Here is a 21,867-nt window from a genome sequence, read left to right as displayed (position 1 = left end):
GCCTCATCTTTGCACGTGTGAACGTATAAAGACCGAGGCTCGCCAACCGAGAACCGCCATGACCGTGAACAACGACCGCGCTACCAATCCCCTGCTCGACTTTACCGACCTGCCCCGCTTTGCCGAGATTCGTCCCGAGCACATCAGCCCGGCGCTGGACGTGCTGCTGGCCGACGCACAGGCCGGCGTGGCCCGCGCCGAAGACCCGGCCACCCCGGCCACCTGGACCAGCGCAGTGGAAGCCCTCGAGGCCGCCACCGAGCCGCTCGGCCGCGCCTGGGGCGTGGTGGGCCACCTGAGCGCCGTGGCGGACACGCCCGAGCTGCGCAAGGTCCACACCGACAACCTGCCCCGCATGACCGAATTCTGGTCGTCGCTGGGCCAGAACCTCGCGCTGTTCGAGAAGTACAAGGCCGTGGCCACCGGCCCCGAGTTCGCGGGCCTGACGCCTGCGCGCAAGCAACTGCTCGAAAACGAGCTGCGCGGCTTCCGCCTCGGCGGCGCCGAGCTGCCCGAAGACCGCAAGCCCCGCTTCGCCGAGATCCAGGAGCAGCAGGCCCAGCTTTCCAAGGCCTTCTCGGACCACGTGCTCGACGCCACCAACGCCTACGCCCTCTATATAGAAGACGAGTCGCGCCTGGCCGGCATTCCCGCCGATGCGAAGGAAGCCGCCGCGATCGCCGCGCAGAAGGATGAAAAGGCCGGCTGGAAGTTCACGCTGCACTTCCCGTCCTACTACCCGGTGCTGCAATACGCCGATGACCGCGCGCTGCGCCAGACCATGTACGAAGCGAGCGTGACGCGCGCCTCCGAACTGGGTGCACAGTACGGCAGCGGCCAGGCCGACTGGGACAACACCGCCAACATGCGCGAGCAGCTGACGCTGCGCCGCGAGGAAGCGCAGATGCTTGGCTACAACAACTACGGCGAGGTCTCGCTCGTGCCGAAGATGGCCGAGTCCCCTGCGGACGTGCTCAAGTTCCTCGACGAACTGGCCGTCAAGGCCCGCCCCTACGCCGAGCGCGACTGGGACGAGCTGCGCCAGTTCTCCGCAGCCGAGCTGGGGCTGGCCGAACTGAAGCCGTGGGACGTGGCCTACGCCTCCGAGAAGCTGCGCCAGCAGCGCTATTCGTTCTCGGACGACGAAGTGAAGCAGTATTTCCAGGAGCCGAAGGTGCTCGAAGGGCTGTTCGGCGTGGTCGAGAAGCTGTTCTCGGTCAGCATCCGCCCCGACGAGGCCCAGACCTGGCACAAGGACGTGCGCTTCTTCCGCGTGGTGTCGCCGCAGGGCGCGCTGCTCGCCCAGTTCTACATCGACCTCTACGCACGCGAAGGCAAGCGTGGCGGCGCCTGGATGGACGACGCGCGTGGCCGCAAGGAGCGCGACAACGGCACCGTGCAAACCCCGGTGGCCTACCTGACCTGCAATTTCACGGCGCCCGTGGGCGGCAAGCCGGCGCTGTTCACGCACGACGAAGTCATCACGCTGTTCCACGAGTTCGGCCATGGCCTGCACCACATGCTGACGCAGGTGGGCGACCTCGGCGTATCCGGCATCAACGGCGTGGAGTGGGATGCGGTAGAACTGCCGTCGCAGTTCATGGAGAACTTCTGCTGGGAATACGAGGTGCTGTCGAAAATGACCGCCCACGTCGAGACCGGCGCCCCGCTGCCGCGCGCACTGTTCGACAAGATGCTGGCGGCCAAGAACTTCCAGAACGGCATGATGACGCTGCGCCAGATCGTCTACTCGTCGTTCGACATGCACTTGCACACCGACTATGACCCGCAGGGCCAGACCTCGGTACTGGAGCTGTCGCGCAAGATCAACGACAGCAAGCACGTGGTGCCGCAGTCGCCGCTGTCGCGCTGGCCGAACACGTTCAGCCACATCTTCGCGGGCGGCTACGCGGCCGGCTACTACAGCTACAAGTGGGCCGAGGTGCTGTCCGCCGACGTCTACGCCGCGTTCGAGGAAGCCGGGCAGCTGTCCGGCAGCGTGCTCGATTCGGCAACTGGTGAGCGGTATCGGCGCGAGATCCTGTCGGTGGGCGGCAGCCGTCCGGCGATGGAATCGTTCGTGGCCTTCCGTGGCCGCGCGCCGCAGATCGACGCGCTGCTGCGCCACGGAGGCATGGCGGCGTAATCGTCACACCTCCATCCCGCTTCGCTGACCAGGCGCCCGGCCATGGACTTTCCTTTCCCGATTCGTCAGGAATGTCCGCCGGGCGCTTGCGTCTGCAACCGGGAGGTCTTGCTGGACGACCCCCAGGCCGACCATCGCATCCTGCGGTTGACGCTACAGGAAGAAAAGAAGCTCGTGGCACGGCTGGAGCAGGTGGCCTCGCTAGAGGAACTGCGGCGCATGGAAGCCCGGATGGCCGAATTGCTGGGCATCGAGGTGACCATCACGCCGAGCGCGAACGAAGTCCGCACGACGCGCGGCTTCCGCATCGAACTGGCCGACCGCCCGGGCCTGTGCCGCAAGACCCGCCAGAATATTCCCGCCGCAATCCGCCGCAGCATGGACGCCCATCCGGAAATCGCCTACGCCATCCTCGACCAGGGCGACCTGCTGGGTGGCTGAGTCCTCTCCCTCTAATAAGAACACTCCACACCGAACAACGATGAGAATCGCCAGCTGGAACGTCAATTCCCTCAAGGTGCGCCTGCCACAGGTGCTGCAATGGCTCGCCGCGCAGGACGCCGCCGGCACGCCCATCGACGCGCTCTGCCTCCAGGAACTCAAGCTGCCCGACGACAAGTACCCGCTGGCCGAACTCGAGGCGGCCGGTTTCCATAGCGTCTACACGGGCCAGAAGACCTACAACGGCGTGGCGATCGTCGCCCGCGACGGCACCATGCCGGTGGCCGCAGACGTGGTGCGCAACATCCCCGGCTACGAGGACGCCCAGCAGCGCGTGGTGGCCGCCACCTACGGCGATGTGCGCCTGATCAGCGCCTACTTCCCGAACGGCCAGGCGCTCGATTCGGACAAGTTCGTCTACAAGCTCGACTGGCTCCAGGCCATCACCCGCTGGCTGCGCGAGGAAATGACGCGCTACCCCAAGCTGGCGCTGCTCGGCGATTTCAACATCGCCCCGGAAGACCGCGACGTGCACGATCCTGCCAAGTGGGAGGGCCAGAACCTGGTCTCGCCCCAGGAACGCGACGCCTTCAAGGCGCTGATCGCGATGGGCCTCGTCGATTCGTTCCGCCTGTTCGAACAACCGGAGAAGATGTTCTCCTGGTGGGACTACCGGATGATGGGCTTCCGCCGCAACGCGGGCCTGCGCATCGACCATATCCTGCTGTCTCCCACGCTGGCGGCGGCCTGCACGACTTGTGGCATCGACAAGGAGCCGCGCCGCTGGGAGCAGCCGTCGGACCACACACCCGTCGTGGCCACGCTGAAACTCGACTGAACGGCGCGGCTGCGGCATCATCGCCGGATGACCGCGCCCCCGCTTTCCCCACAATCCCCCCATTCCCCTAAACCGGCGGCGGATGCCGGGAACCGCCTGCTCCGGCTGTTCCCGTGGCGCCGCCGCGTGACGCCGGCCACGCTGCGCGCCGATCTCATCGCCGGGCTGCTTGGCAGCGTGCTGGTGCTGCCGCAGGGCGTGGCGTTTGCCACGCTGGCCGGCCTGCCGCCGCAATACGGCATCTATACCGCCGTGGTGCCGTGCATCGTGGCGGCGCTGTTCGGGTCGAGCTGGCATGTGATGTCCGGGCCGACCAATGCCAACTCGCTGGCGCTGTTCGCCATGCTGAGTCCGGTGGCGTTCGTGGGCAGTCCCGCCTATATCGCGCTGGCGCTGGCCGTGACGATCCTCGTGGGGGTGTTGCAGCTGGCGGTAGGCGCGCTGCGGCTGGGGTCGCTGGCCAACTTCATCTCGCCGTCGGTGCTGCTCGGCTTCACCTGCGGCGCGGCCACGCTGATCGGGCTCTATGCGCTCAAGGACCTGTTCGGGCTGGCGGTACCCACTGGCACCAGCGCGTTCGGCGTGGTCCGCTTCCTGTTCGAGAATGCCGCCACGATCAACTGGAGCGCTGTCATCGTCGGCGCGGTCACGCTGGCGGTCACGCTGATGGTGCGGCGCATCTCGCGCCGGCTGCCGTTCATGCTGATCGGCCTGGTGGGCGGCTTCGGCGTGGCGCTGGCGCTCAACCACTGGGAAGGCGCGCAGCATGTGAATGTGATCGGGCCGATTCCGTCGGCCCTGCCGCCCTTCCAGGTGCCGGACATCAACTGGCGCACCGTGCCGGACCTGCTCGGCATTGCCGCCGCGCTGACCATCGTCGCGCTCGGGCAGTCGATCTCGATCGCCAAGGCCGTGGCGGCGCGCTCGGGCCAGCATGTGGATGCCAACCGCGAGTTCATCGGCCAGGGGCTGTCCAATATCGCGGGCGGGCTGTTCTCGGGCTATATCTCATGCGGCTCGCTGAACCGGTCGATGCCGAACTTCGAGGCCGGCGCGCAGACGCCGCTGGCCAGCGTGTTCTCGGCGGTGCTGCTGGTGGTGCTGGTCATGGTCAGCGCCCCGCTACTGGCGCAGATTCCGTTGGCGGCCATCGCGGCGATGCTGCTGCTCGTGGCCTGGGGCCTGCTCGATCTAGCGCGGCTGCGCCGCATCGCCAGCCTCTCGCGCACGGAATTCGCCATCGCGGTGGGCACCTTCGCCGCCACGCTGGTGATCCGGCTGGAGATGGCCGTGCTGCTCGGCACCATCCTGTCGCTGGTGGCTTACCTGTATCGCACCTCGCGTCCCGCAGTGCGCAGCCTCGTGCCCGACGCCGACGACCCCGGCCGCCGCTTCACCCCCCTCGACGAACTCCGCCGCCCGCAGCCCGAATGCCCGCAGCTGAAGCTGCTGCGCATGGAAGGCGCGATCTACTTCGGCGCGGTGCAATACGTGACAGACCGGCTGCACTGGCTGCGCACGGTCAACCCCGGCCAGACGCGCCTGCTGGCGATGACCAAGAGCATGAACTTCATCGACCTGGCCGGCGCCGAGATGTGGGAGACGGAACTCGCCGAGCGGCGCGCAGCCGGCGGCGACCTCTACTTCCACCGCCCGCGCACGCAGGTGCTGGAGACCTGGGAGCAGACCGGTTTCACCGACCAGCTCGGCCGCGACCATATCTTCCAGACCAAGCGGCAGGCACTGCACACGATCGTCCGGCAACTGTCGCCGGAAATCTGCGCGCAATGCCGCGTGCGCATCTTCGAGGAATGCGCACAGCAGCCCGGTGGCGCAGAAGCGCCCACACCGGTACCAGCGGATGCCGAAGCGGCTGGCGCACCGGAGACCGGCATGCATGAAACCGCCAAGACCGAGGCCCTGAACCGGTAGAAAAACCGCGAAAAACTAAGGGATCTAAGCCAGAATGTGCGCCGGCCGGCCGGTAGGGAAACCGTGCCGAAACCGGCGGCGGAGGGTTGCTGCCGTCGCCTTACACGGACGCCGTTGCCGGCGCCATCAGACTGGCGCCACGTGGGCGCGCTTCACCACGACCGGCTGGGGCACGCCCTGCTCGATCAGTACCACGGCGGCGCGCTCGATGGTGTCACGGCCCGCGCGGAACGCCTCTTCCAGCGACAGCACCTGGTCGGCACTGAAGCCTTCCCACAGCGCCTCGCGTGTCACCACGCAGGTCACTTGCTCACCATCGACAATCGCGTGGAACAGCAGGCCCTCATTATTGATGTCGTAGCGATCTTGCTCTTGGAATTTGATTTCCATCATCACAGCCCTCCATATGCAAGTGGAGAAGCATCCTAACATGGCTCGACGCCTATCGTCTGCGATCCCCTGCACTGTGCCATGTGAATGCGATTCGTCTCACTGACCAGCGCGACGGCGTGCAAGTTCCGTCGGCATGGCGCCGAGCGCGACAGGGTCGCACGGCGACATGACAATGCCGTGAGCGCCACTGGCGCGGGGCGATGCATGGAATATTTGACAACGCCGAAAACGGTGATAAAATCTCGGTCTTCGTTGGGGCGTTAGCTCAGTTGGTAGAGCAGCGGACTCTTAATCCGTAGGTCGAGTGTTCGAGTCACTCACGCCCCACCAGCGAATTCAAAAGCCCGGAATCAGCAATGATTCCGGGCTTTTCTTATTCTCGGCCCCTCCAGGCGCGCTTGCATCAATCCGCGCCGGCCGCCCGCTCGAACAGCGTGCGCGCCAGCCGGCGGTGATCGCCAAGCACCACGGGGAGGTCGGCTGTCAGCAGTTCGCCATCGCGAACCACCACGCGGCCATTGATGATGCTCGTGGCCACGTTGCCCGGCGTGCAGAAGACCAGCGCCGCCACCGGATCATGCCCGGCGCCCGCGTAGCCCACGCCCGACATGTCGAAGGCGACAATGTCCGCCGACATGCCCGGCGCCAGCGCACCGATGTCGTCACGGTTCAGCACCCGCGCGCCGCCGAGCGTGGCAATCTCCAGCGCCTCACGCGCACTCATCGCCGCCGGGCCAAAGCCCACGCGCTGGAGCAGCATGGCCTGGCGCGCCTCGCCCAGCATATGGGCGCCATCGTTCGATGCACTGCCGTCCACGCCCAGCCCCACCGGCACACCGGCATCCCGCATCCGCCGGATCGGCGCGATGCCAGACGCCAGCCGCATATTCGAGCACGGGCAATGGGCCACGCCCGTGCCGGTGCGCGCGAACAGCGCCACGCCCTCCTCGTCCAGCTTCACGCAGTGCGCGTGCCAGACATCGTGCCCGACCCAGCCCAGCTCCTCGGCGTACTGCGCCGGCGTGAGGCCGAATTTCTCACGCGAATAGGCGATGTCGTTGTCGTTCTCGGCCAGGTGGGTATGCAGGGAGACGCCGTAGTGCCGCGCCATGACCGCAGACTCGCGCATCAGGTCGCGCGAGACCGAGAACGGCGAGCACGGCGCCAGCACCATGCGCAGCATGGCGTGGCGGGAATCGTCGTGGTACTGCTCCACCAGCCGCTGGCTGTCGCGCAGGATGGCGGCCTCCGACTCCACTACCACGTCCGGCGGCAGGCCGCCCTGGCTGCGCCCGACGCTCATCGAGCCGCGCGCCGCGTGAAAGCGCATGCCCATCTGCTGCGCCGCCTCAATCGAATCATCCAGCCGCGCGCCGTTCGGATACAGGTAGAGGTGATCGCTCGTCGTGGTGCAGCCGGACAGCATCAGCTCGGCCATCGCCGTCTGCGTGGACACCCGGATCATCTCAGGCGTCAGGTGCGACCACAGCATGTAGAGGTTGGTCAGCCACGAGAACAGCTCGGCATCCTGCGCGGCCGGCACGGCGCGCGTCAGGCTCTGGTACATGTGATGGTGCGTATTCACCAGCCCCGGCATGACCACGTGGCCACGCATGTCGATGACCTCGGCGCGGCCTTCGTCGGCCATGCGCCGCCAGGCTTCCGGCAGCTCGGCGGTGGGACCGACCCATTCGATGGCGGCACCGCTGGCGACCAGCGCGCCGTCCGCGATTTCGCGGCGCTGCGCGTCCATGGTCACTAGGACATCGGCGTGCTGGAGGATCAGGGTCATGGCGAAGGTGTATCGAAGTTGCGGACACCCCGGAGTCTACTGGCGCCACCCATCGCGCCAAAGCGTCAAATTTCGACGTAGCTGTCCACAATTTGTGGACACCCCGCCGCAACCACCCGGCCAGTCAGCGGAACAGCCCGTCCAGCGCCGTGCCGATGGCCTGCGCCATCAACTCGCCCGCCGCACTCATCGGCCCGCGCGCCCGCGCCACCAGCCGCAGGGTCTGGCGCTGCAGGCCGCCGTCGCGCAGCGGCACGAAGACCAGCGTGCCGCGCGCGCGGTCTTCCATCACATCGAGCGGATTGAGCAGCGCCACGCCGGCGCCGGCCGCCGCCAGGCGCTGGATCAGTACCACGGAGGTCGATTCCACGGCCGGTGTGACGTCGATGGATTGGCGCGCGAAGGCATCGTCCACGAGGGCGCGGATCGACAGCGTCGGCGCGGGGAGGATCAGCGGGTAGCCGGCCACCTCGGCGAGCAGCGCAGATGACTGCGCGGCCAGCGGATGCCCCGGCGCAACCACCGCGCCAATCGACCAGTCCCGGCTTGCGGCCACGCGGAAGGCGGCCACCTCGGGCAGGTCGTAGCCGAGCCCGAGGTCGGCACCGCCCTGCTCCACCGCGGCGACAATGCCGTCCACCGGCAGGTCCGCCACGCGTACGGCAATGCCCGGGTGCTGCTGGCGGAAGTCGTGGACGAGCGAGGGCATCAGCGCGCCGGCCAGCCCGGAGGTGGTGGCCACGGTGACCATGCCGCGCCGCGCGCCCTTGATCTCGGCGATGCGCGCCTGGAGCGCATCGTGCTCGCGTAGCGTCTGGCGCACATGGGCGAGCACTATCTCGCCCAGCGGGGTGAGGTGCAGCCGTTTGTGGATGCGCTCGAACAGCGGCGCACCCAGCTCGGCCTCCAGATCGAGGATCTGGCGATTGATGGCCGTCGGCGCCACGTGCAGATGCTCGGCCGCGCGGCGGATGGAGCCGCGCCGGACCACCTCGTCGAAATACCGCAGAACGCGCGCGTGCATGGAGATGCCCGAAAGCCGAAGTGCGCGCATTGTAATCCGCTGGCATTGCGGTGCAAAAAAATGCGCCGAGGGACTTGCGTCGTATTCGGTACCTTGCTACAATCTTTTTCTTCGTTGGGGCGTTAGCTCAGTTGGTAGAGCAGCGGACTCTTAATCCGTAGGTCGAGTGTTCGAGTCACTCACGCCCCACCAGCGAATTCAGAAAAGCCCGGAATCCACAAGGTTCCGGGCTTTTTGCTTTGCAGCACCCGGTTTGCTTTGCCTCAGCGGCATTGCGCCGCACTTTCCCGCCCGCCCACCGGGTTCTCACCGATTTCCCTACAGAACCCTTTCAGGGTTGAATGCCTGTCGACGCACATCACGGAACGAAGTTCCGTATTGCGGAACCAAGACAATATCGGAGGCATCTCTTGAAAGCAGTTCTGAAAGCGGGCGCGGCCGTCGCCCTGGCCATGCTGGGTCTGGCGCAAGCGGGCATCGCCCACGCGCAGGCGTATCCCAACAAGCCGATTCGCCTGATCGTACCGTTCGCGGCGGGCGGCACCACCGACATCGTCGGACGCGCCGTGTCCGACGCGCTGGGCCGCGAACTGGGCCAGCCCGTGGTGGTGGAGAACCGTGGCGGTGGCGGCGGCGCGATCGGCGCCGATGCGCTGGCCAAGTCCGCGCCGGACGGCTACACGCTCGGCATCGCCACTGTGAGCACGATGGCGACCAACCCCGCCACCAACGCCAAGAATCCGTACGATCCGATCAAGGACTTCGCGCCGATCACCAACCTGGTGAACGTGCCGAACGTGCTGACCGTGAACCCCAAGGTGCCGGCCAAGAATCTCAAGGAATTCGTCGCGCTGCTGAAGGCCAACCCGGGCAAGTACAGCTACGCCTCGGCCGGCAAGGGCAGCATTTCGCACCTGGATGGCGAGCTGTTCAAGTACCTCACCAAGGCCGACATGGTCCACATTCCGTACCGTGGATCGGGCCCCGCGCTGAATGACACGCTGGCTGGCCAGGTCAACGCCCAGTTCGACAACCTGCCGTCGTCCATGCCGTTCATCCAGTCCAGCCGCCTGCGCGCGCTGGCCGTAGCCGCGCCCAAGCGCGTGGAGGGCCTGCCCGACGTGCCGACCTTCGCCGAAGAAGGCATGAAGGACATGAACAACATGGCCTGGTACGGGCTGGTGGCACCGGCCGGCACGCCGCCCGCCATCGTCGCCAAGATCCACGATGCGGCGATCAAGGCACTTCAGGACCCCGCCGTGAAGAAGCGCCTGCATGACAGCGGCGCCTACCCGGACGGCAACACCTCGCAGCAGTACGCCGCCCAGATCAAGCGCGAACTGGACCTCCGCAAGAAGATCGCGGTAGACCAGAACATCACGCTGGAGTAATACCTGCCTGTGCTGCCGCCACCGTGGCGTGGCGGCAGCATCTCCCGAGCGCAGTTTCTACAAAATTGCTGGCTGCTGCACGCGCACCCCGGTACAGTAATAACAAAGCCATTTTTCTCATCTGCCGTATCTGCACGGAATCTGACGAAATCGGATGAATTCCCGGATATGGCGCATTACCTGCGAGGATTGAAGATGCTGAAGAAGACCGTACCGACCCTGATCATTGCTGCGCTGGCTGGCCTGGGCACCATGCAGCTGGCGCACGCACAGAAGAACTACACGGACGGCGGCGACATCCACAGCGGCAGCCATACCAAGAAGGCCAGCCCGCACGCCAACACGGCCAAGGCCGGCAAGTTCGACCCGTACACCGACGGCGCGAAGAAATCCACCCAGACCGATCTCGCCCCGAAGAAGGCCGATCCGTACACGGACGGTGCCAAGGTCGGCAAGGCTGACCCGTACACCGATGGCGCGAAGTCCGGCAAGCCCGACGTCTATACCGACGGCGCCAAGAAGCAATAATCGACCAAGGTCGTCTTTGACGAAAACAGCCCGCGCATGTCGCGGGCTGTTTTGTTTTTGGCCCCACTTTTCCCCCGCCACGGGTTGCGCACGGCACCTCGTGCAAAAGGCTGATTAGGACTTACCCGATCTGTCACACCAATGTATAGACATTACTGGTAGTGTCTCGCCTACCGGATGACCCGCCCATGAACAGAGGCAGGCACCGGTGCCGCCCGGGCCGGCCAATGCACCGGCCCATGCACAGACGATGCAAGCAGGCGGCAAACCCAGATTGGGAGACCTGAGCCAATGCAGCCGAAAGCACTCGAAATCAATGAGCCGATCGTGCTCGCGCTTGTCGACGCCGTTACCGCGTGGCAAGCCGCCCTCGAACAGACCTTGTCTGTCTCGGGGCTGACCTATCCGAAATGGCTGTTGCTGCGCGCCATCCACACCGGCACCTTCCGACGCGGATTGCCGTTGTCGACCGCCGTGTTCATGGACGTGGCCCAGACCGAACGCCTGCTCACCGAGCTGCGCGAAGAAGGCTGGCTGGCGTTCGAGGCCAATGGCGCCCCGCGCATCGCGGCCAGCGCCGCCGCGCGGCTGGACCGTGCCGGCCAGGGCGTGAAGGCCCTGCACTCGGTCTCGGTGGGCCAGTTCAATGCCGAGGAGCGCGTGGCGCTGACCGGCCTGCTGCATCGCATGACCGGCACGCTGGAGGACCATGCCGAGCGGCATCGCCGCAATGCGGCATGGGAGCGCTCCGAAAGCTCCGTGGTCGTGCCGCCCGAGGTCAGCCGCGCCGCGCTGCGCGCCGTGGCCGCGTGAATCGCGTGAATCGCTTGACCCGCATCTGATCCCCCGGGCGCCTCGCCCGTCTCACCTGCCCGCTGGCGTGGTTTTGTCACCCGGGCAGGTCAAAACTTTCCTACAGTATGAGCATGCACCGGCACACGCCGAGGAGATGCCATGCCTCCGGAAAACGAAGAAAAAGTCGCGCAGTTGCTGGATGACCTCGTCGCGCTCGCGCGCGAGCGGCTCCCCGCCGCCACCTTCGGGCTGCTGGAGCCCCTGCTGCGCCACTACTACGATCTGGCCGATGCCGAGGACCTGCTCGCGCGCAACGTAGCGGACCTCTACGGCGCGATCATGGCCCACTGGCAGACCGCCCAGAAGTTCGTGCCCGGCACCGCGCGCGTACGGGTCTACAACCCGAAGCTCGAGGAACACGGCTGGCACTCTGACCATACGATCATCGAGATCGTCAACGACGACATGCCGTTCCTGGTCGATTCGATCACGATGGAGATCAACCGGCTCGGCCTGACGCTCCACTCCACCATCCACCCGGTCTTCAACATCTGCCGCGACGCCAAGGGGACGATCCTGCGGGTGGGCCTGGGCGGGCGGAACGACGCCGACCCGGCCGGCAACACCACCTGCCGGCTCGAATCGTTCATGCATTTCGAGGTGGACCGTACCGGCGAAGGTGCCCGGCTGGAGACGCTGCGCACCGGCATCGCCCGCATCCTCGGCGACGTGCGCGCCGCCGTGGAAGACTGGCCGCGCATGCAGCAGGTGGCTGAGGACACCATCGCCAGCATGGGCCACGCGCCGGACGCCGCGAGCGCGGAATCGGTCGAGGCGCGCGCCTTCCTCGAATGGATGCTGGACGACCATTTCACCTTCCTCGGCCAGCGCGACTACGAGCTGGTGCCGCGCGACGGGCAGTACTTCCTGCGCGGCGTACCGGGCTCGGGCGCGGGCATCCTGCGCGAGGCGCTGCGCGAGCCGGGCGAGGACGACCTGACCCCGCTGCCCGCCGCCGCCGCGAGCGTCATCGAAGGGGCCTCGCCGATCTTCCTGACCAAGGCCAACTCGCGCGCGACCGTGCATCGGCCCGGCTACCTCGACTATGTGGGCGTGAAGCTGCTCGACGCCAACGGCAAGCTGTTCGGCGAACGGCGCTTCGTGGGGCTGTACACGTCCTCGGCCTATATGGTCAGCACCAGCGAGATCCCGCTGGCGCGGCGCAAGTGCGCCAATATCCTGGCGCGCGCCGGCTTCCTGACCAAGGGCCACCTGTACAAGTCGCTGGTCACCATCCTCGAGCAGTATCCGCGCGATGACCTGTTCCAGGCCGACGAGGACGAGCTGTTCGAGATCGCCATCGGCATCCTGCGGCTGCAGGAGCACCAGCGCATCCGGCTCTTTGTGCGGCGCGACCGCTTCGACCGCTTTATCTCGTGCCTGGTCTTCGTGCCGCGCGACAAGTACAACACCGACCTGCGCCAGCGCATCCAGAAGCTGCTGATGGAGGCGTTCCATGGCACCGGCTGCGAGTTCACGCCGCTGTTGTCGGAATCCCCGCTGGCGCGCATCCAGCTGACCGTGCGCGGCGAGCCGGGCGCCATGCCCGAGGTGGATACGCGCGAGCTGGAAGCGCGCATCGTGCAGGCCACGCGCCGCTGGCAGGACGACCTGGCCACCGCGCTCCACGTCAGCCGGGGCGAGGAACAAGGCATCGTGCTGCTGCGCCGCTACTGCGACGCCTTCCCCGCCGGCTACCGCGAGGACTACGCCGCCCGCACCGCCGTACGCGACATCGAGCTGATGGAGTACGCGCGCCAGCACCCGAGCGGCCTCGCCATGAACCTGTACCGGCCCATCGAGGCCGCGCCGGGCGCGTTCCGCTTCAAGGTGTTCCGCGCCGGCGAGCCCATCGCGCTGTCCCTGAGCCTGCCGATGCTCGAACATCTGGGCGTGCGCGTGGACGAGGAGCGCCCCTACCTGATCGAGCCCGATGCCGGTGCGCCGGTGTGGATCCACGATTTCGGCCTCGAGATTGCCGCCGACGCCGATGGGCGGCCCCTGGACGTGGAGATCGAGCGCGTGAAGCCCCTGTTCGAGGACGCCTTCGCGCGGGCCTGGAACGGCGAGATCGAAAACGACGATTTCAACCGCCTCGTGCTGCGCGCCGGGCTGGCCGCGCGCGACGTGACCATCCTGCGCGCCTACGCCAAGTACCTGCGACAGGTGGGCTCCACCTTCAGCAATGCCTATATCGAGCGCGCGCTGACCAGCAATCCGAATATCGCCGCGCTGCTGGTGGCGCTGTTCGTGGCCCGCTTCGACCCGGCCGTGGCCACGCCGGGTGACGAGACGCGCACCCAGCGCCTGCTGGCCGAGATCGACGCCGCGCTCGACAAGGTGCCCAATCTCGACGAGGACCGCATCCTGCGCCTGTTCCTGAACGTGATCGCGGCCACGGTACGTACAAACTACTTCCATCGCGACGCGGATGGCCAGCCGCGCCCCTACGTCTCGTTCAAGTTCAATCCGGCGCTGGTGCAGGGCCTGCCCGAGCCACGGCCGATGTTCGAGATCTGGGTCTACTCGCCGCGCGTGGAGGGCGTGCACCTGCGCGGCGGCCGCGTGGCCCGGGGCGGGCTGCGCTGGTCGGACCGGCGCGAGGACTTCCGCACCGAGGTGCTGGGCCTGATGAAGGCGCAGATGGTGAAGAACGTGGTGATCGTGCCGGTGGGCTCGAAAGGCGGCTTCGTGGTCAAGCGCCCGCCGCCCGCCACCGACCGCGACGCCTATCTGGCCGAGGGCGTGGCCTGCTACCAGACCTTCCTGCGCGGGCTGCTCGACCTGACTGACAACCTCGTCTCCGGCGAGATCGTGCCGCCGCCCGAGGTGGTGCGCCACGACGAATCGGACCCCTACCTCGTGGTGGCCGCGGACAAAGGCACCGCCACGTTCTCGGACTACGCCAACGCCATCTCGGGCGAGTACCGGTTCTGGCTGGACGACGCCTTCGCCTCGGGCGGCTCGGTCGGCTACGACCACAAGAAGATGGCGATCACCGCGCGCGGGGCGTGGGAGAGCGTGAAGCGCCATTTCCGCGAGATGGGCGTCGATATCCAGACCACGCCGTTCACGGTGGTCGGCATTGGCGACATGTCCGGTGACGTGTTCGGCAACGGCATGCTGCTTTCTCCGCACATCAAGCTGCTGGCCGCGTTCGATCATCGGCACATCTTCCTCGATCCGGACCCCGACTGTGCCAGGAGCCTGGCCGAGCGCGCGCGCCTGTTCGCCCTGCCCCGCTCAAGCTGGGCCGACTATGACACCGCGCTGATCTCGGCGGGCGGCGGCATCTATCCGCGCACCGCCAAGACCATCGCCCTCACGCCGCAGGTGCAGGCGGCGCTGGGCATCACGGCCAGCACGCTGTCGCCGGCGGACCTGATCCACGCGCTGCTGATGGCGCCCGTCGACCTGCTCTACAACGGCGGCATCGGCACCTACGTCAAGGCGACGTCCGAGACCCACCAGCAGGCCGGCGACCGCACCAACGACGCGGTGCGCGTGAATGGCGCCGAACTGCGCTGCAAGGTGGTGGGAGAAGGCGGCAACCTCGGCTTCACCCAGCTTGGGCGCATCGAGTTCGCGCGCAACGGGGGCCGGATCAATACCGATGCCATCGACAATTCGGCCGGCGTCGATTGCTCCGATCACGAGGTCAATATCAAGATTCTGCTAGGCATCGTGATGGCCGATGGCGAGATGACCATCAAGCAGCGCAACACGCTGCTGGCCGAGATGACCGACGAGGTGGGCCTGCTGGTGCTGCAGGACAACTACTACCAGACCCAGGCGCTCTCCGTGGCGGGCCGTCAGGCGACGGAGCTGCTCGACGCCGAAGCGCGGCTGATCCGCTGGCTGGAGCGCGCGGGCCGGCTCAACCGTCCGCTCGAATTCCTGCCCCCCGAGGACGAGATCGCCGAACGCAAGGCACTCGGCGCGGGGCTGACCTCGCCCGAACGCGCGGTGCTGCTGGCCTATAGCAAGATGTGGTTGTACGACGAATTGCTGGTCTCGGACCTGCCCGAGGACGCCCTCGTCTCGACGCTGCTGGCCGACTACTTCCCCGAGCCGCTGCGCGTGCGCCATGCCGAGCCGATGCAGCGCCATCCGCTGCGGCGCGAGATCCTGGCCACGCACCTGACCAACATCCTCGTGAACCGCGTGGGGCCGACCTTCATCCATCACCTGATGGAAGAGACCGACGGGCGTCCGGCCGACATCGTGCGCGCCTGCCTGCTGGCGCGCGACGTGTTCGGGCTGTCCGGGCTCTGGGCGCGCATCGACGCCTTCGACAACCGTGTGGACGACGCCATCCAGGCGCAGATGTTCGGCGCGCTGGCGCGGCTGCTCGAGCGCGCCACACTCTGGTTCGTGCGCTACCTGCGTGGCGGCGGCACGGTGGAGCCGGGCGCGACGCGCTTCGTCGAAGCCGCGCGCTGGCTCACGCCGCAGCTGCCCAAGCTGCTGCCGCCCGAGGGCGCCGAGGCCATGGCCGAGCGGGCAATGACGCTGATCGAAGCCGGTGTGGATGACGACCTCGCCCTGCGTGTGGCGGCCAGCGATGCCGCCGCGGCCGCGCTCGACGTGGCCGAGGTGGCGGCCAGCTGCCAGCGCAGCCTGGATACCGTGGCGGCGGTCTACTTCGCCCTCGATTCGGAACTCAATTTCGGCTGGCTGCGCGAGCGCGCGTTTTCGCTGCCGGCGGACACCCACTGGGACCTGCTCGCCCGCACGACCACGCTGGAAGACCTGGGCCGGCTCAAGCGCGCCCTGACCACCAGCGTGCTGGGCCAGTCGCGCGAGGTGGACGACGCACCGACGCTGATCGAGGACTGGCGCAAGAGCCGCCAGGTGGCGCTGGACCGCTTCGCGCAGATGCTGGCCGACCAGCGCGCGTCGGGCGCCACGGGGGCCTCGGCGTTGTCGATGCTGTCCGTTGCGGTGAAGGAAATCGGCTTGCTGGAGCGCGCCTGAGCGGCAGTGGACGGCGATTCAGCGGTTACAACTGAAGATCAGCGCTCGTCGGCGTCGATGACATCGTCATCGTCGTCCATGTCGCGCAGTGCGGGCAGGTCGTCGTCATCGGCGCCGTCAAGGTCGTCGCTGCCGTCGCCGCGCGCACGGAACTCCAGGCCCAGGCGGAGGAAGAGGTCGAACGCATCGGCCAGCAGGTGCTTCTGACGTGGCAGCAGGCTTGCGTACGGCATGTCGTAGATCGACTGGTGCGTGCCGCGCGCACCCTTCAGGCCGCGGTCGCGCGCGATGTCGGACAGCAATGCGGCGAAGCCGGACAGGTCCTGCGCGGCCAGCGCGGCATTGAGCACGCGGGCAATCACTTGTGGGGATGCACCTGACCATCCAATGAGTTCGGCATTGGAGGCGGCGTCGTGGGATAAGTCGCTAATGTCCATCTCCGTCTTAACGGTCCCACAGTCGCCGGCTTGAGGCGTCTTGCTTTTCGCCATGCGCGTCGACCCCCTTGCGTCGATCAGCTCCGTCGGGCCTTCGGCGGCGCGGCGTCCGCGCCGGAGGCTTCGCGCCGGAGTTGCTTGTAGTCGATGCTCCCGTCCGCACGGTGCGAGGCCATCAGGCGGTTGCGCGCGCCGCAGAGCGGGCAGCGGAAGATGGGGCCCTGCCCCTCGTTCTTGATCACCACCTCGGCGGGCATCCATCGCGCACCACAGGGTTGGTTCTGACATACAAACATCACGGACTCCAAAAGACGCTGCAAATCGTAACACGTGTGTCTGTCGCGTCACACCTTGCAGGGCCGCCATTTGGCCCCTACCTTGGCGGGATAGCGGGCGCCACGGGCGGCGTTAGGTTGAGAATAGGTTGGGATCGATCGGGCCACGCGGCGGGCTGCGTCTTACCCGATCTGCTGCATCAGCCGTTGTTCTGGATCCAGTGCCGCGCCCACGCGCCGCCCGCCATGCGTGCCTCGGCGGCAGTCGGATACGTGGCCGGCGGGCCGCCCGCCTCCTGCACCACCGCGCCGGCCTCCCAGATATCGCACCATGCCTTGTACCGGGCGGGGGCGAGCGCCTGCCAGAACAGGTGCACCACGAAGCCGCGGTATTCGAACATGTCAGCGCCGCTCTCCGGCGCTGCAGACGGTGCCCGGGCGGCATCCTCGACGGGCAAGGCGGCCGGAGATACTTCCGGAGATACTTCCGGCGACAAATCTGCCGACACATCGGCCCGGGCGCGCGCCATGGCGCGCATTGCGCACAGGCTCGCGGCCATCGCGCCAACCAGCACGCCCGCGCCAAACCAGCAGGCCCTGATTTCACGTTGCCCCATCGCGCCCTCCCGCAGCGATGCTCTCCTATGGCGAGACGCGCAGGAGGAGCGGGGGTTCCCTGATTTCAGGTTATACCAAAGCGACCTGCACGGTGCATTCAAACGCTGGGGCGGCAGGCCACAATGAAAAACGCCGCGCCGAGAAAATCGGGCGGCGTTGTTTCGTCGAGGATTGCGCGCGGAACGCGCCGTTCATTCGAGGAGCTTCACCACCGTGGTCAGCAGCCAGCCCACCGCCACGCAGGCACCGACCCAGCCGGTACCAATCAGGAAAATATCACGCCAACTCATGACTCACCCTGCGTTTCAAATCATCGTCCAAGGCTAGGCGACGATGCTGCGGGAGGGAACGCAGGAAATGTAAAGAAGTTTTGCGGCGCATCAAGCGCCGGGCGACCAGACCCGCGCGTATTGCCGAAAAAACCCGCCAAAGAAAAACCCGCTTGGCTTTGACACCAAGCGGGTTTCTTGTCTGGTCGGGGCGAGAGGATTTGAACCTCCGACCACCTGCACCCCATGCAGGTACGCTACCAGGCTGCGCTACGCCCCGAAGCAAAAGATTATATCAGCAACAATTCATTGGTGGCTAGTCATTGGCACGGCGCATTGCAAAATTATCCATGCCGCGCGATCTCCTTCAATTGCGCCAGCAGGTTTTGCACTGCCACCAGCTCACCGCGCAAGCTATTGAGATCGACCGACAGCACCGGCGCCGTGGCAACCGGCGCCATCGGCTCGGCCTCGCTCTCCTCCAGCGCCGCGCCGAGGCCATGATGGCGACCATCATCGAGGCGGTTGCGCGCCCCGTTGATGGTGAATCCCTGCTCGTACAGCAACTCGCGAATACGCCGGATCAGCAGCACTTCGTGATGCTGGTAGTAACGCCGATTGCCGCGCCGCTTCACCGGCTTGAGCTGGGTGAACTCCTGCTCCCAGTACCGCAGCACGTGCGGCTTGACGGCGCAAAGCTCGCTCACTTCGCCAATCGTGAAGTAGCGTTTTGCGGGAATCGGCGGCAGCGCAACGCGCTCGCTGGATTTTTCCGACATGCGATGGGAAGTCAGGCGTCAGGCCGAAAGGCGCGACTCGGTTGGCGCGACATGCGCGCGAGCATTGCAGGATACAGACTGCAAGTGCCGCGGGCAATCCACCGTTCGAGGCAAGGGCGTGGCGTGTCGGACGACCGCGACGAGCCGGGAGGCGCCAGCGGGAAAACCCGGGCGCCGGAACGTCAGCCCGGCACCGCCAGACCGGCGCGCTCCTCGACCAGACCCTTGAGTTTCTGGCTGGCGTGGAACGTCACCACGCGACGCGCGGTGATTGGGATGATTTCGCCCGTCTTGGGGTTGCGGCCCGGACGCTGCGGCTTGTCGCGCAACTGGAAGTTGCCGAAGCCGGACAGCTTGACGCTGTCACCGTGTTCCAAGGCTTCACGAATCACGTCGAAGAAGGCTTCGACCATGTCCTTGGATTCACGCTTGTTCAGGCCAACCTGGTCGAACAGCATCTCTGCGAGTTCGGCCTTCGTGAGGGTGGGCACTTCGGTCGCGCGGGCTTCCGGCGATGCGTCGTCCAGTGAGTCGGCGTGCCGATCGCTGACCTCGCCCAGGTCTGCAGCATTCATGGAATTCGCGTCTCGATCGTTCATTCTTGATCGCTCTTCTGAGGTCTGTCTGGCGATCCGCCCGGGAGCTGTGCCCGGGCGCCCCAGGTTTCAGCGACCTATCCGCGCAGCCGGGCCGAGAAGCCCGCTGCCAGTGCATCGATCATACAGCGCACTGCGCTGTCGACCGTCTCGTCCTGGAGGGTCGCCCCAGTATCTTGCAACGTCACACGGAACGCAAGGCTTTTCTCGTCGGCCCCGATCGCGGCGGAAGCCGCCTTCGGACGGAATTCGTCGAACAGCGCCAGGCTCTGCACGTAGTGGCCAAAACCGCCTTGATCCAGCGCCGCGCGCATCGCATCGAGCAGGTCCTGCACGCGCACCAACTGCTTGACCACCACGGCCAGGTCGCGCACGGCGGCCGGGAACTTCGAGATCTCTGTGTACGCCGGCAGACCGACGTCGCGCAGCGCATCCAGGTCCAGCTCGAACGCTACCGGCGCCTGGGTCAGTTCGTATTCCTGGAGCCAGCGCGGGTGCAGCTCGCCCACTACGCCAACCGGCTTGCCGTCCACGATCACGCGCGCCGCGCGGCCCGGATGCAGCGCAGGATGCGCCACCGGCTCGAAGCGCGCCGTACGCGGGTGGAACAGCGACTCCACGTCGCCCTTCACGTCGAAGAAGTCCACCGGACGCGTGGCGATGCCCCACTGCTCGTCGAACGCCGGGCCGTAGGCGATGCCGGCGGCCACCATCGGCTGGTGATAGCCGGCCACGGTCAGGCCGCCATCCGTCACGTTTCCGTCACGATGGAACACCCGGCCCACTTCGAACAGGCGCACGCGCGCAGCCTTGCGGTTGAGGTTGTAACGGACCTTGTCCACCAGCCCGCCGAGCAGCGTCGAACGCATCACGGCCAGCTGGCTCGCGATCGGGTTCAGCAGGCGGATCGGGTTGTCGTTGCTGGCGAAGTCGCGCTCCCATTTCTCTTCCACGAAGGCGAAGTTGATCACCTCCTGGTAATCGCGGGCGGCCAGCGCGTGACGCACCACGTGGGTAGAGCGGCGTGCCTCGTTGGTCGGACGCATCTCGCTCTCGGCGATCGGCGCCAGCGCCGGAATCCGCTCGAAGCCATAGATACGCGCCACTTCCTCGATCAGGTCTTCCTCGATCTCGATGTCGAAGCGGTAGCTCGGCGGCGTGACGGCAAACACCTCGCCCTCGGCACCTTCCGAGCGCGTGAACAGCAGGTTCAGGCGCTGGAACACGTCGGCGATCTCTGCCGACGACAGCTCGATGCCCAGCACGCGCTCGGCACGCGCCACGCGCAGGCTCACCGGCTTGCGCTCGGGCAGGTTCACCACCTGATCGTCCACCGGGCCGGCCTGGCCGCCGCAGATGTCGAGGATCAGCGCGGTAATGCGCTCGATGTGCTCCACCGTCGTGGCGTAGTCCACGCCGCGCTCGAAGCGGTGCGCGGCATCGGTCGAGAAGTTGTAACGGCGCGCGCGGCCCTGGATGGCGTTCGGCCACCAGAATGCGGCTTCCAGGTAGATATTGGTCGTGTCCAGCGACACAGCAGTGCTGTCACCGCCCATGATGCCGGCCAGGCTTTCGATCTCCTTGTCGTCGGCGATCACGCCCACCTGCTCGTCCACGTCGACCGTGTTGCCGTTCAGCAGCTTGAGTTGCTCTCCCTTGCGGCCCCAGCGCACGTCCAGCCCGCCGTGGATCTTGTCGAGGTCGAACACGTGGCTCGGACGGCCCAGCTCCAGCATCACATAGTTGGAGATGTCCACCAGCGCCGAGATGCTGCGCTGGCCCGAGCGCTCCAGGCGCTGCACCATCCACGCCGGTGTGGCGGCACGTGCGTTCACGCCACGGATCACGCGGCCCGAGAAACGGCCGCAGAGGTCCGGCGCCGAGATCTTCACGGGCAGTTTGTCGGCGAGCGTGACGGCCACCGGCTTCATGTCCGGCAGCGTCAGCGTCGCGCCGGTCAACGCGGAAACTTCACGCGCCACACCGTGGATCGACAGGCAGTCCGCCTTGTTCGGCGTCAGCTTGATCGTGAAAATCTGATCATCCAGATCCAGATACTGACGAATATCCTGGCCGACCGGGGCGTCGTCCGGCAGGACCATCAGGCCGCCGTGGTCCTCGGACAGCTTCAGTTCGCGCGCCGAGCACAGCATGCCGTAGCTTTCCACGCCGCGCAGCTTGCCGATCTTGATCTCGAACGGCGCACCGCCTGCTTCCGCCGGCGGCAGCACGGCGCCGACCATGGCGCACGGCACCAGGATGCCAGGCTTGACGTTAGGCGCGCCGCAGACGATCTGGAGCGTCTCGCCGGTGCCGGCATCCACCTGGCAGACGTTGAGGCGGTCAGCGTTGGGGTGGCGCTCGGTGGCCAGCACACGGGCCACGACGATCTTGCTGAACGGCGGCGCAACGGGGCCAACCTCTTCCACCTCGAGCCCGGCCATGGTCAGGCTGTGCGACAGCGCGTCGGTAGAGATCTTTTCAGGATTGGCGAAAGTACGAAGCCAGGATTCCGAGAATTGCATGGCGCTTCTGATCCGGTAGGTATTCTGTGATGTTCTGTGACGATGAGCGAT

The 21,867-nt window shown here is 66.6% G+C and carries 17 protein-coding genes and 3 tRNA genes; 10 read left to right on the top strand and 10 right to left on the bottom strand.

The features are described 5' to 3' along the window. Positions 1–58 precede the first annotated feature (58 nt). From KHO18_RS07090 to KHO18_RS07075, 4 genes are read left to right on the top strand one after another with little or no spacing between them, the layout of a single operon-like run. Positions 59–2,146: a M3 family metallopeptidase gene (locus tag KHO18_RS07090; RefSeq protein WP_211942947.1), complete on the top strand. Its 2,088-nt coding sequence runs from the start codon at positions 59–61 to the stop codon at positions 2,144–2,146. A gap of 42 nt (positions 2,147–2,188) precedes the next feature. Beyond that, complete coding sequence (locus KHO18_RS07085; protein WP_144195833.1) at positions 2,189–2,587, top strand: hypothetical protein; 399 nt, start codon at positions 2,189–2,191, stop codon at positions 2,585–2,587. 40 nt (positions 2,588–2,627) lie between these two features. Beyond that, positions 2,628–3,425, top strand: a complete 798-nt coding sequence (gene xth / locus KHO18_RS07080) for an exodeoxyribonuclease III (RefSeq protein WP_144195834.1) — start codon at positions 2,628–2,630, stop codon at positions 3,423–3,425. Positions 3,426–3,452: 27 nt separating this feature from the next. Then, complete coding sequence (locus tag KHO18_RS07075; protein WP_144195836.1) at positions 3,453–5,357, top strand: SulP family inorganic anion transporter; 1,905 nt, start codon at positions 3,453–3,455, stop codon at positions 5,355–5,357. Between the two features lie 126 nt (positions 5,358–5,483). On the opposite strand, the gene KHO18_RS07070 is transcribed toward KHO18_RS07075, so the two are convergent. Next, positions 5,484–5,747 carry a DUF1488 family protein gene (locus tag KHO18_RS07070; protein ID WP_061959393.1) on the bottom strand — a complete coding sequence of 88 codons (264 nt, stop codon included), beginning with the start codon at positions 5,745–5,747 and terminating at the stop codon, positions 5,484–5,486. A 257-nt stretch (positions 5,748–6,004) separates the two neighbouring features. Between KHO18_RS07070 and KHO18_RS07065 the strand changes: the two genes are divergently transcribed. Further along, positions 6,005–6,080: transfer RNA gene (locus KHO18_RS07065), tRNA-Lys, on the top strand. Positions 6,081–6,153: 73 nt separating this feature from the next. On the opposite strand, the gene KHO18_RS07060 is transcribed toward KHO18_RS07065, so the two are convergent. Further along, positions 6,154–7,542, bottom strand: coding sequence for an 8-oxoguanine deaminase (locus KHO18_RS07060; RefSeq protein ID WP_144195838.1), 1,389 nt, complete (start codon positions 7,540–7,542; stop codon positions 6,154–6,156). 124 nt (positions 7,543–7,666) lie between these two features. Beyond that, on the bottom strand, positions 7,667–8,566 hold the full coding sequence (locus tag KHO18_RS07055) for a LysR family transcriptional regulator (RefSeq protein WP_144195840.1): 900 nt from the start codon (positions 8,564–8,566) through the stop codon (positions 7,667–7,669). Positions 8,567–8,682: 116 nt separating this feature from the next. Here KHO18_RS07055 and KHO18_RS07050 point away from each other — a divergent pair. The 5 genes from KHO18_RS07050 (at position 8,683) to KHO18_RS07030 (ending at position 16,317) form a co-directional block, all read left to right on the top strand. Beyond that, positions 8,683–8,758: transfer RNA gene (locus KHO18_RS07050), tRNA-Lys, on the top strand. A gap of 218 nt (positions 8,759–8,976) precedes the next feature. Then, entirely contained in the window at positions 8,977–9,957 is a 981-nt protein-coding gene (locus KHO18_RS07045; RefSeq protein ID WP_144195842.1) for a Bug family tripartite tricarboxylate transporter substrate binding protein, read from the top strand. Positions 9,958–10,152: 195 nt separating this feature from the next. After that, positions 10,153–10,485: a hypothetical protein gene (locus tag KHO18_RS07040; RefSeq protein WP_144195844.1), complete on the top strand. Its 333-nt coding sequence runs from the start codon at positions 10,153–10,155 to the stop codon at positions 10,483–10,485. 291 nt (positions 10,486–10,776) lie between these two features. Next, positions 10,777–11,298, top strand: coding sequence for a MarR family transcriptional regulator (locus tag KHO18_RS07035; RefSeq protein ID WP_144195846.1), 522 nt, complete (start codon positions 10,777–10,779; stop codon positions 11,296–11,298). A 141-nt stretch (positions 11,299–11,439) separates the two neighbouring features. Continuing rightward, positions 11,440–16,317: an NAD-glutamate dehydrogenase gene (locus tag KHO18_RS07030; RefSeq protein ID WP_144195848.1), complete on the top strand. Its 4,878-nt coding sequence runs from the start codon at positions 11,440–11,442 to the stop codon at positions 16,315–16,317. 38 nt (positions 16,318–16,355) lie between these two features. On the opposite strand, the gene KHO18_RS07025 is transcribed toward KHO18_RS07030, so the two are convergent. From KHO18_RS07025 to pheT, 7 genes are all read right to left on the bottom strand, one after another. Beyond that, positions 16,356–16,754, bottom strand: coding sequence for a hypothetical protein (locus KHO18_RS07025; protein WP_144195850.1), 399 nt, complete (start codon positions 16,752–16,754; stop codon positions 16,356–16,358). A 77-nt stretch (positions 16,755–16,831) separates the two neighbouring features. After that, entirely contained in the window at positions 16,832–17,050 is a 219-nt protein-coding gene (locus KHO18_RS07020; protein WP_144195853.1) for a hypothetical protein, read from the bottom strand. Positions 17,051–17,229: 179 nt separating this feature from the next. Continuing rightward, positions 17,230–17,646, bottom strand: coding sequence for a hypothetical protein (locus KHO18_RS07015; RefSeq protein ID WP_144195855.1), 417 nt, complete (start codon positions 17,644–17,646; stop codon positions 17,230–17,232). 473 nt (positions 17,647–18,119) lie between these two features. Then, positions 18,120–18,196, bottom strand: a tRNA-Pro gene (locus tag KHO18_RS07010). A gap of 64 nt (positions 18,197–18,260) precedes the next feature. Next, on the bottom strand, positions 18,261–18,695 hold the full coding sequence (locus KHO18_RS07005) for a MerR family transcriptional regulator (RefSeq protein WP_144195857.1): 435 nt from the start codon (positions 18,693–18,695) through the stop codon (positions 18,261–18,263). 182 nt (positions 18,696–18,877) lie between these two features. Further along, positions 18,878–19,294, bottom strand: coding sequence for an integration host factor subunit alpha (locus KHO18_RS07000; RefSeq protein WP_144195859.1), 417 nt, complete (start codon positions 19,292–19,294; stop codon positions 18,878–18,880). A gap of 74 nt (positions 19,295–19,368) precedes the next feature. Next, positions 19,369–21,816, bottom strand: coding sequence for a phenylalanine--tRNA ligase subunit beta (gene pheT / locus KHO18_RS06995; RefSeq protein ID WP_211942946.1), 2,448 nt, complete (start codon positions 21,814–21,816; stop codon positions 19,369–19,371). Positions 21,817–21,867: the final 51 nt, after the last annotated feature.

This window comes from Cupriavidus campinensis, from assembly GCF_905397395.1.
GTDB lineage: Bacteria > Pseudomonadota > Gammaproteobacteria > Burkholderiales > Burkholderiaceae > Cupriavidus > Cupriavidus campinensis.
Note: the sequence above shows the minus strand (reverse complement) of the source record. Positions and strands in the feature narration are given on the sequence as shown.

Bases quoted from the DNA above. Each gene is read 5' to 3' on its own strand.
- KHO18_RS07035 (WP_144195846.1), top strand. From the start codon at position 10,777: ATGCAGCCGAAAGCACTCGAAATCAATGAGCCGATCGTGCTCGCGCTT.
- KHO18_RS07040 (WP_144195844.1), top strand. From the start codon at position 10,153: ATGCTGAAGAAGACCGTACCGACCCTGATCATTGCTGCGCTGGCTGGC.
- KHO18_RS07085 (WP_144195833.1), top strand. From the start codon at position 2,189: ATGGACTTTCCTTTCCCGATTCGTCAGGAATGTCCGCCGGGCGCTTGC.
- KHO18_RS07030 (WP_144195848.1), top strand. From the start codon at position 11,440: ATGCCTCCGGAAAACGAAGAAAAAGTCGCGCAGTTGCTGGATGACCTC.
- KHO18_RS07070 (WP_061959393.1), bottom strand. From the start codon at position 5,747: ATGGAAATCAAATTCCAAGAGCAAGATCGCTACGACATCAATAATGAG.
- KHO18_RS07060 (WP_144195838.1), bottom strand. From the start codon at position 7,542: ATGACCCTGATCCTCCAGCACGCCGATGTCCTAGTGACCATGGACGCG.
- xth (WP_144195834.1), top strand. From the start codon at position 2,628: ATGAGAATCGCCAGCTGGAACGTCAATTCCCTCAAGGTGCGCCTGCCA.
- KHO18_RS07075 (WP_144195836.1), top strand. From the start codon at position 3,453: ATGACCGCGCCCCCGCTTTCCCCACAATCCCCCCATTCCCCTAAACCG.
- KHO18_RS07055 (WP_144195840.1), bottom strand. From the start codon at position 8,566: ATGCACGCGCGCGTTCTGCGGTATTTCGACGAGGTGGTCCGGCGCGGC.
- KHO18_RS07090 (WP_211942947.1), top strand. From the start codon at position 59: ATGACCGTGAACAACGACCGCGCTACCAATCCCCTGCTCGACTTTACC.
- KHO18_RS07020 (WP_144195853.1), bottom strand. From the start codon at position 17,050: ATGTTTGTATGTCAGAACCAACCCTGTGGTGCGCGATGGATGCCCGCC.
- KHO18_RS07005 (WP_144195857.1), bottom strand. From the start codon at position 18,695: ATGTCGGAAAAATCCAGCGAGCGCGTTGCGCTGCCGCCGATTCCCGCA.
- KHO18_RS07015 (WP_144195855.1), bottom strand. From the start codon at position 17,646: ATGGGGCAACGTGAAATCAGGGCCTGCTGGTTTGGCGCGGGCGTGCTG.
- KHO18_RS07000 (WP_144195859.1), bottom strand. From the start codon at position 19,294: ATGAACGATCGAGACGCGAATTCCATGAATGCTGCAGACCTGGGCGAG.
- KHO18_RS07025 (WP_144195850.1), bottom strand. From the start codon at position 16,754: ATGGACATTAGCGACTTATCCCACGACGCCGCCTCCAATGCCGAACTC.
- pheT (WP_211942946.1), bottom strand. From the start codon at position 21,816: ATGCAATTCTCGGAATCCTGGCTTCGTACTTTCGCCAATCCTGAAAAG.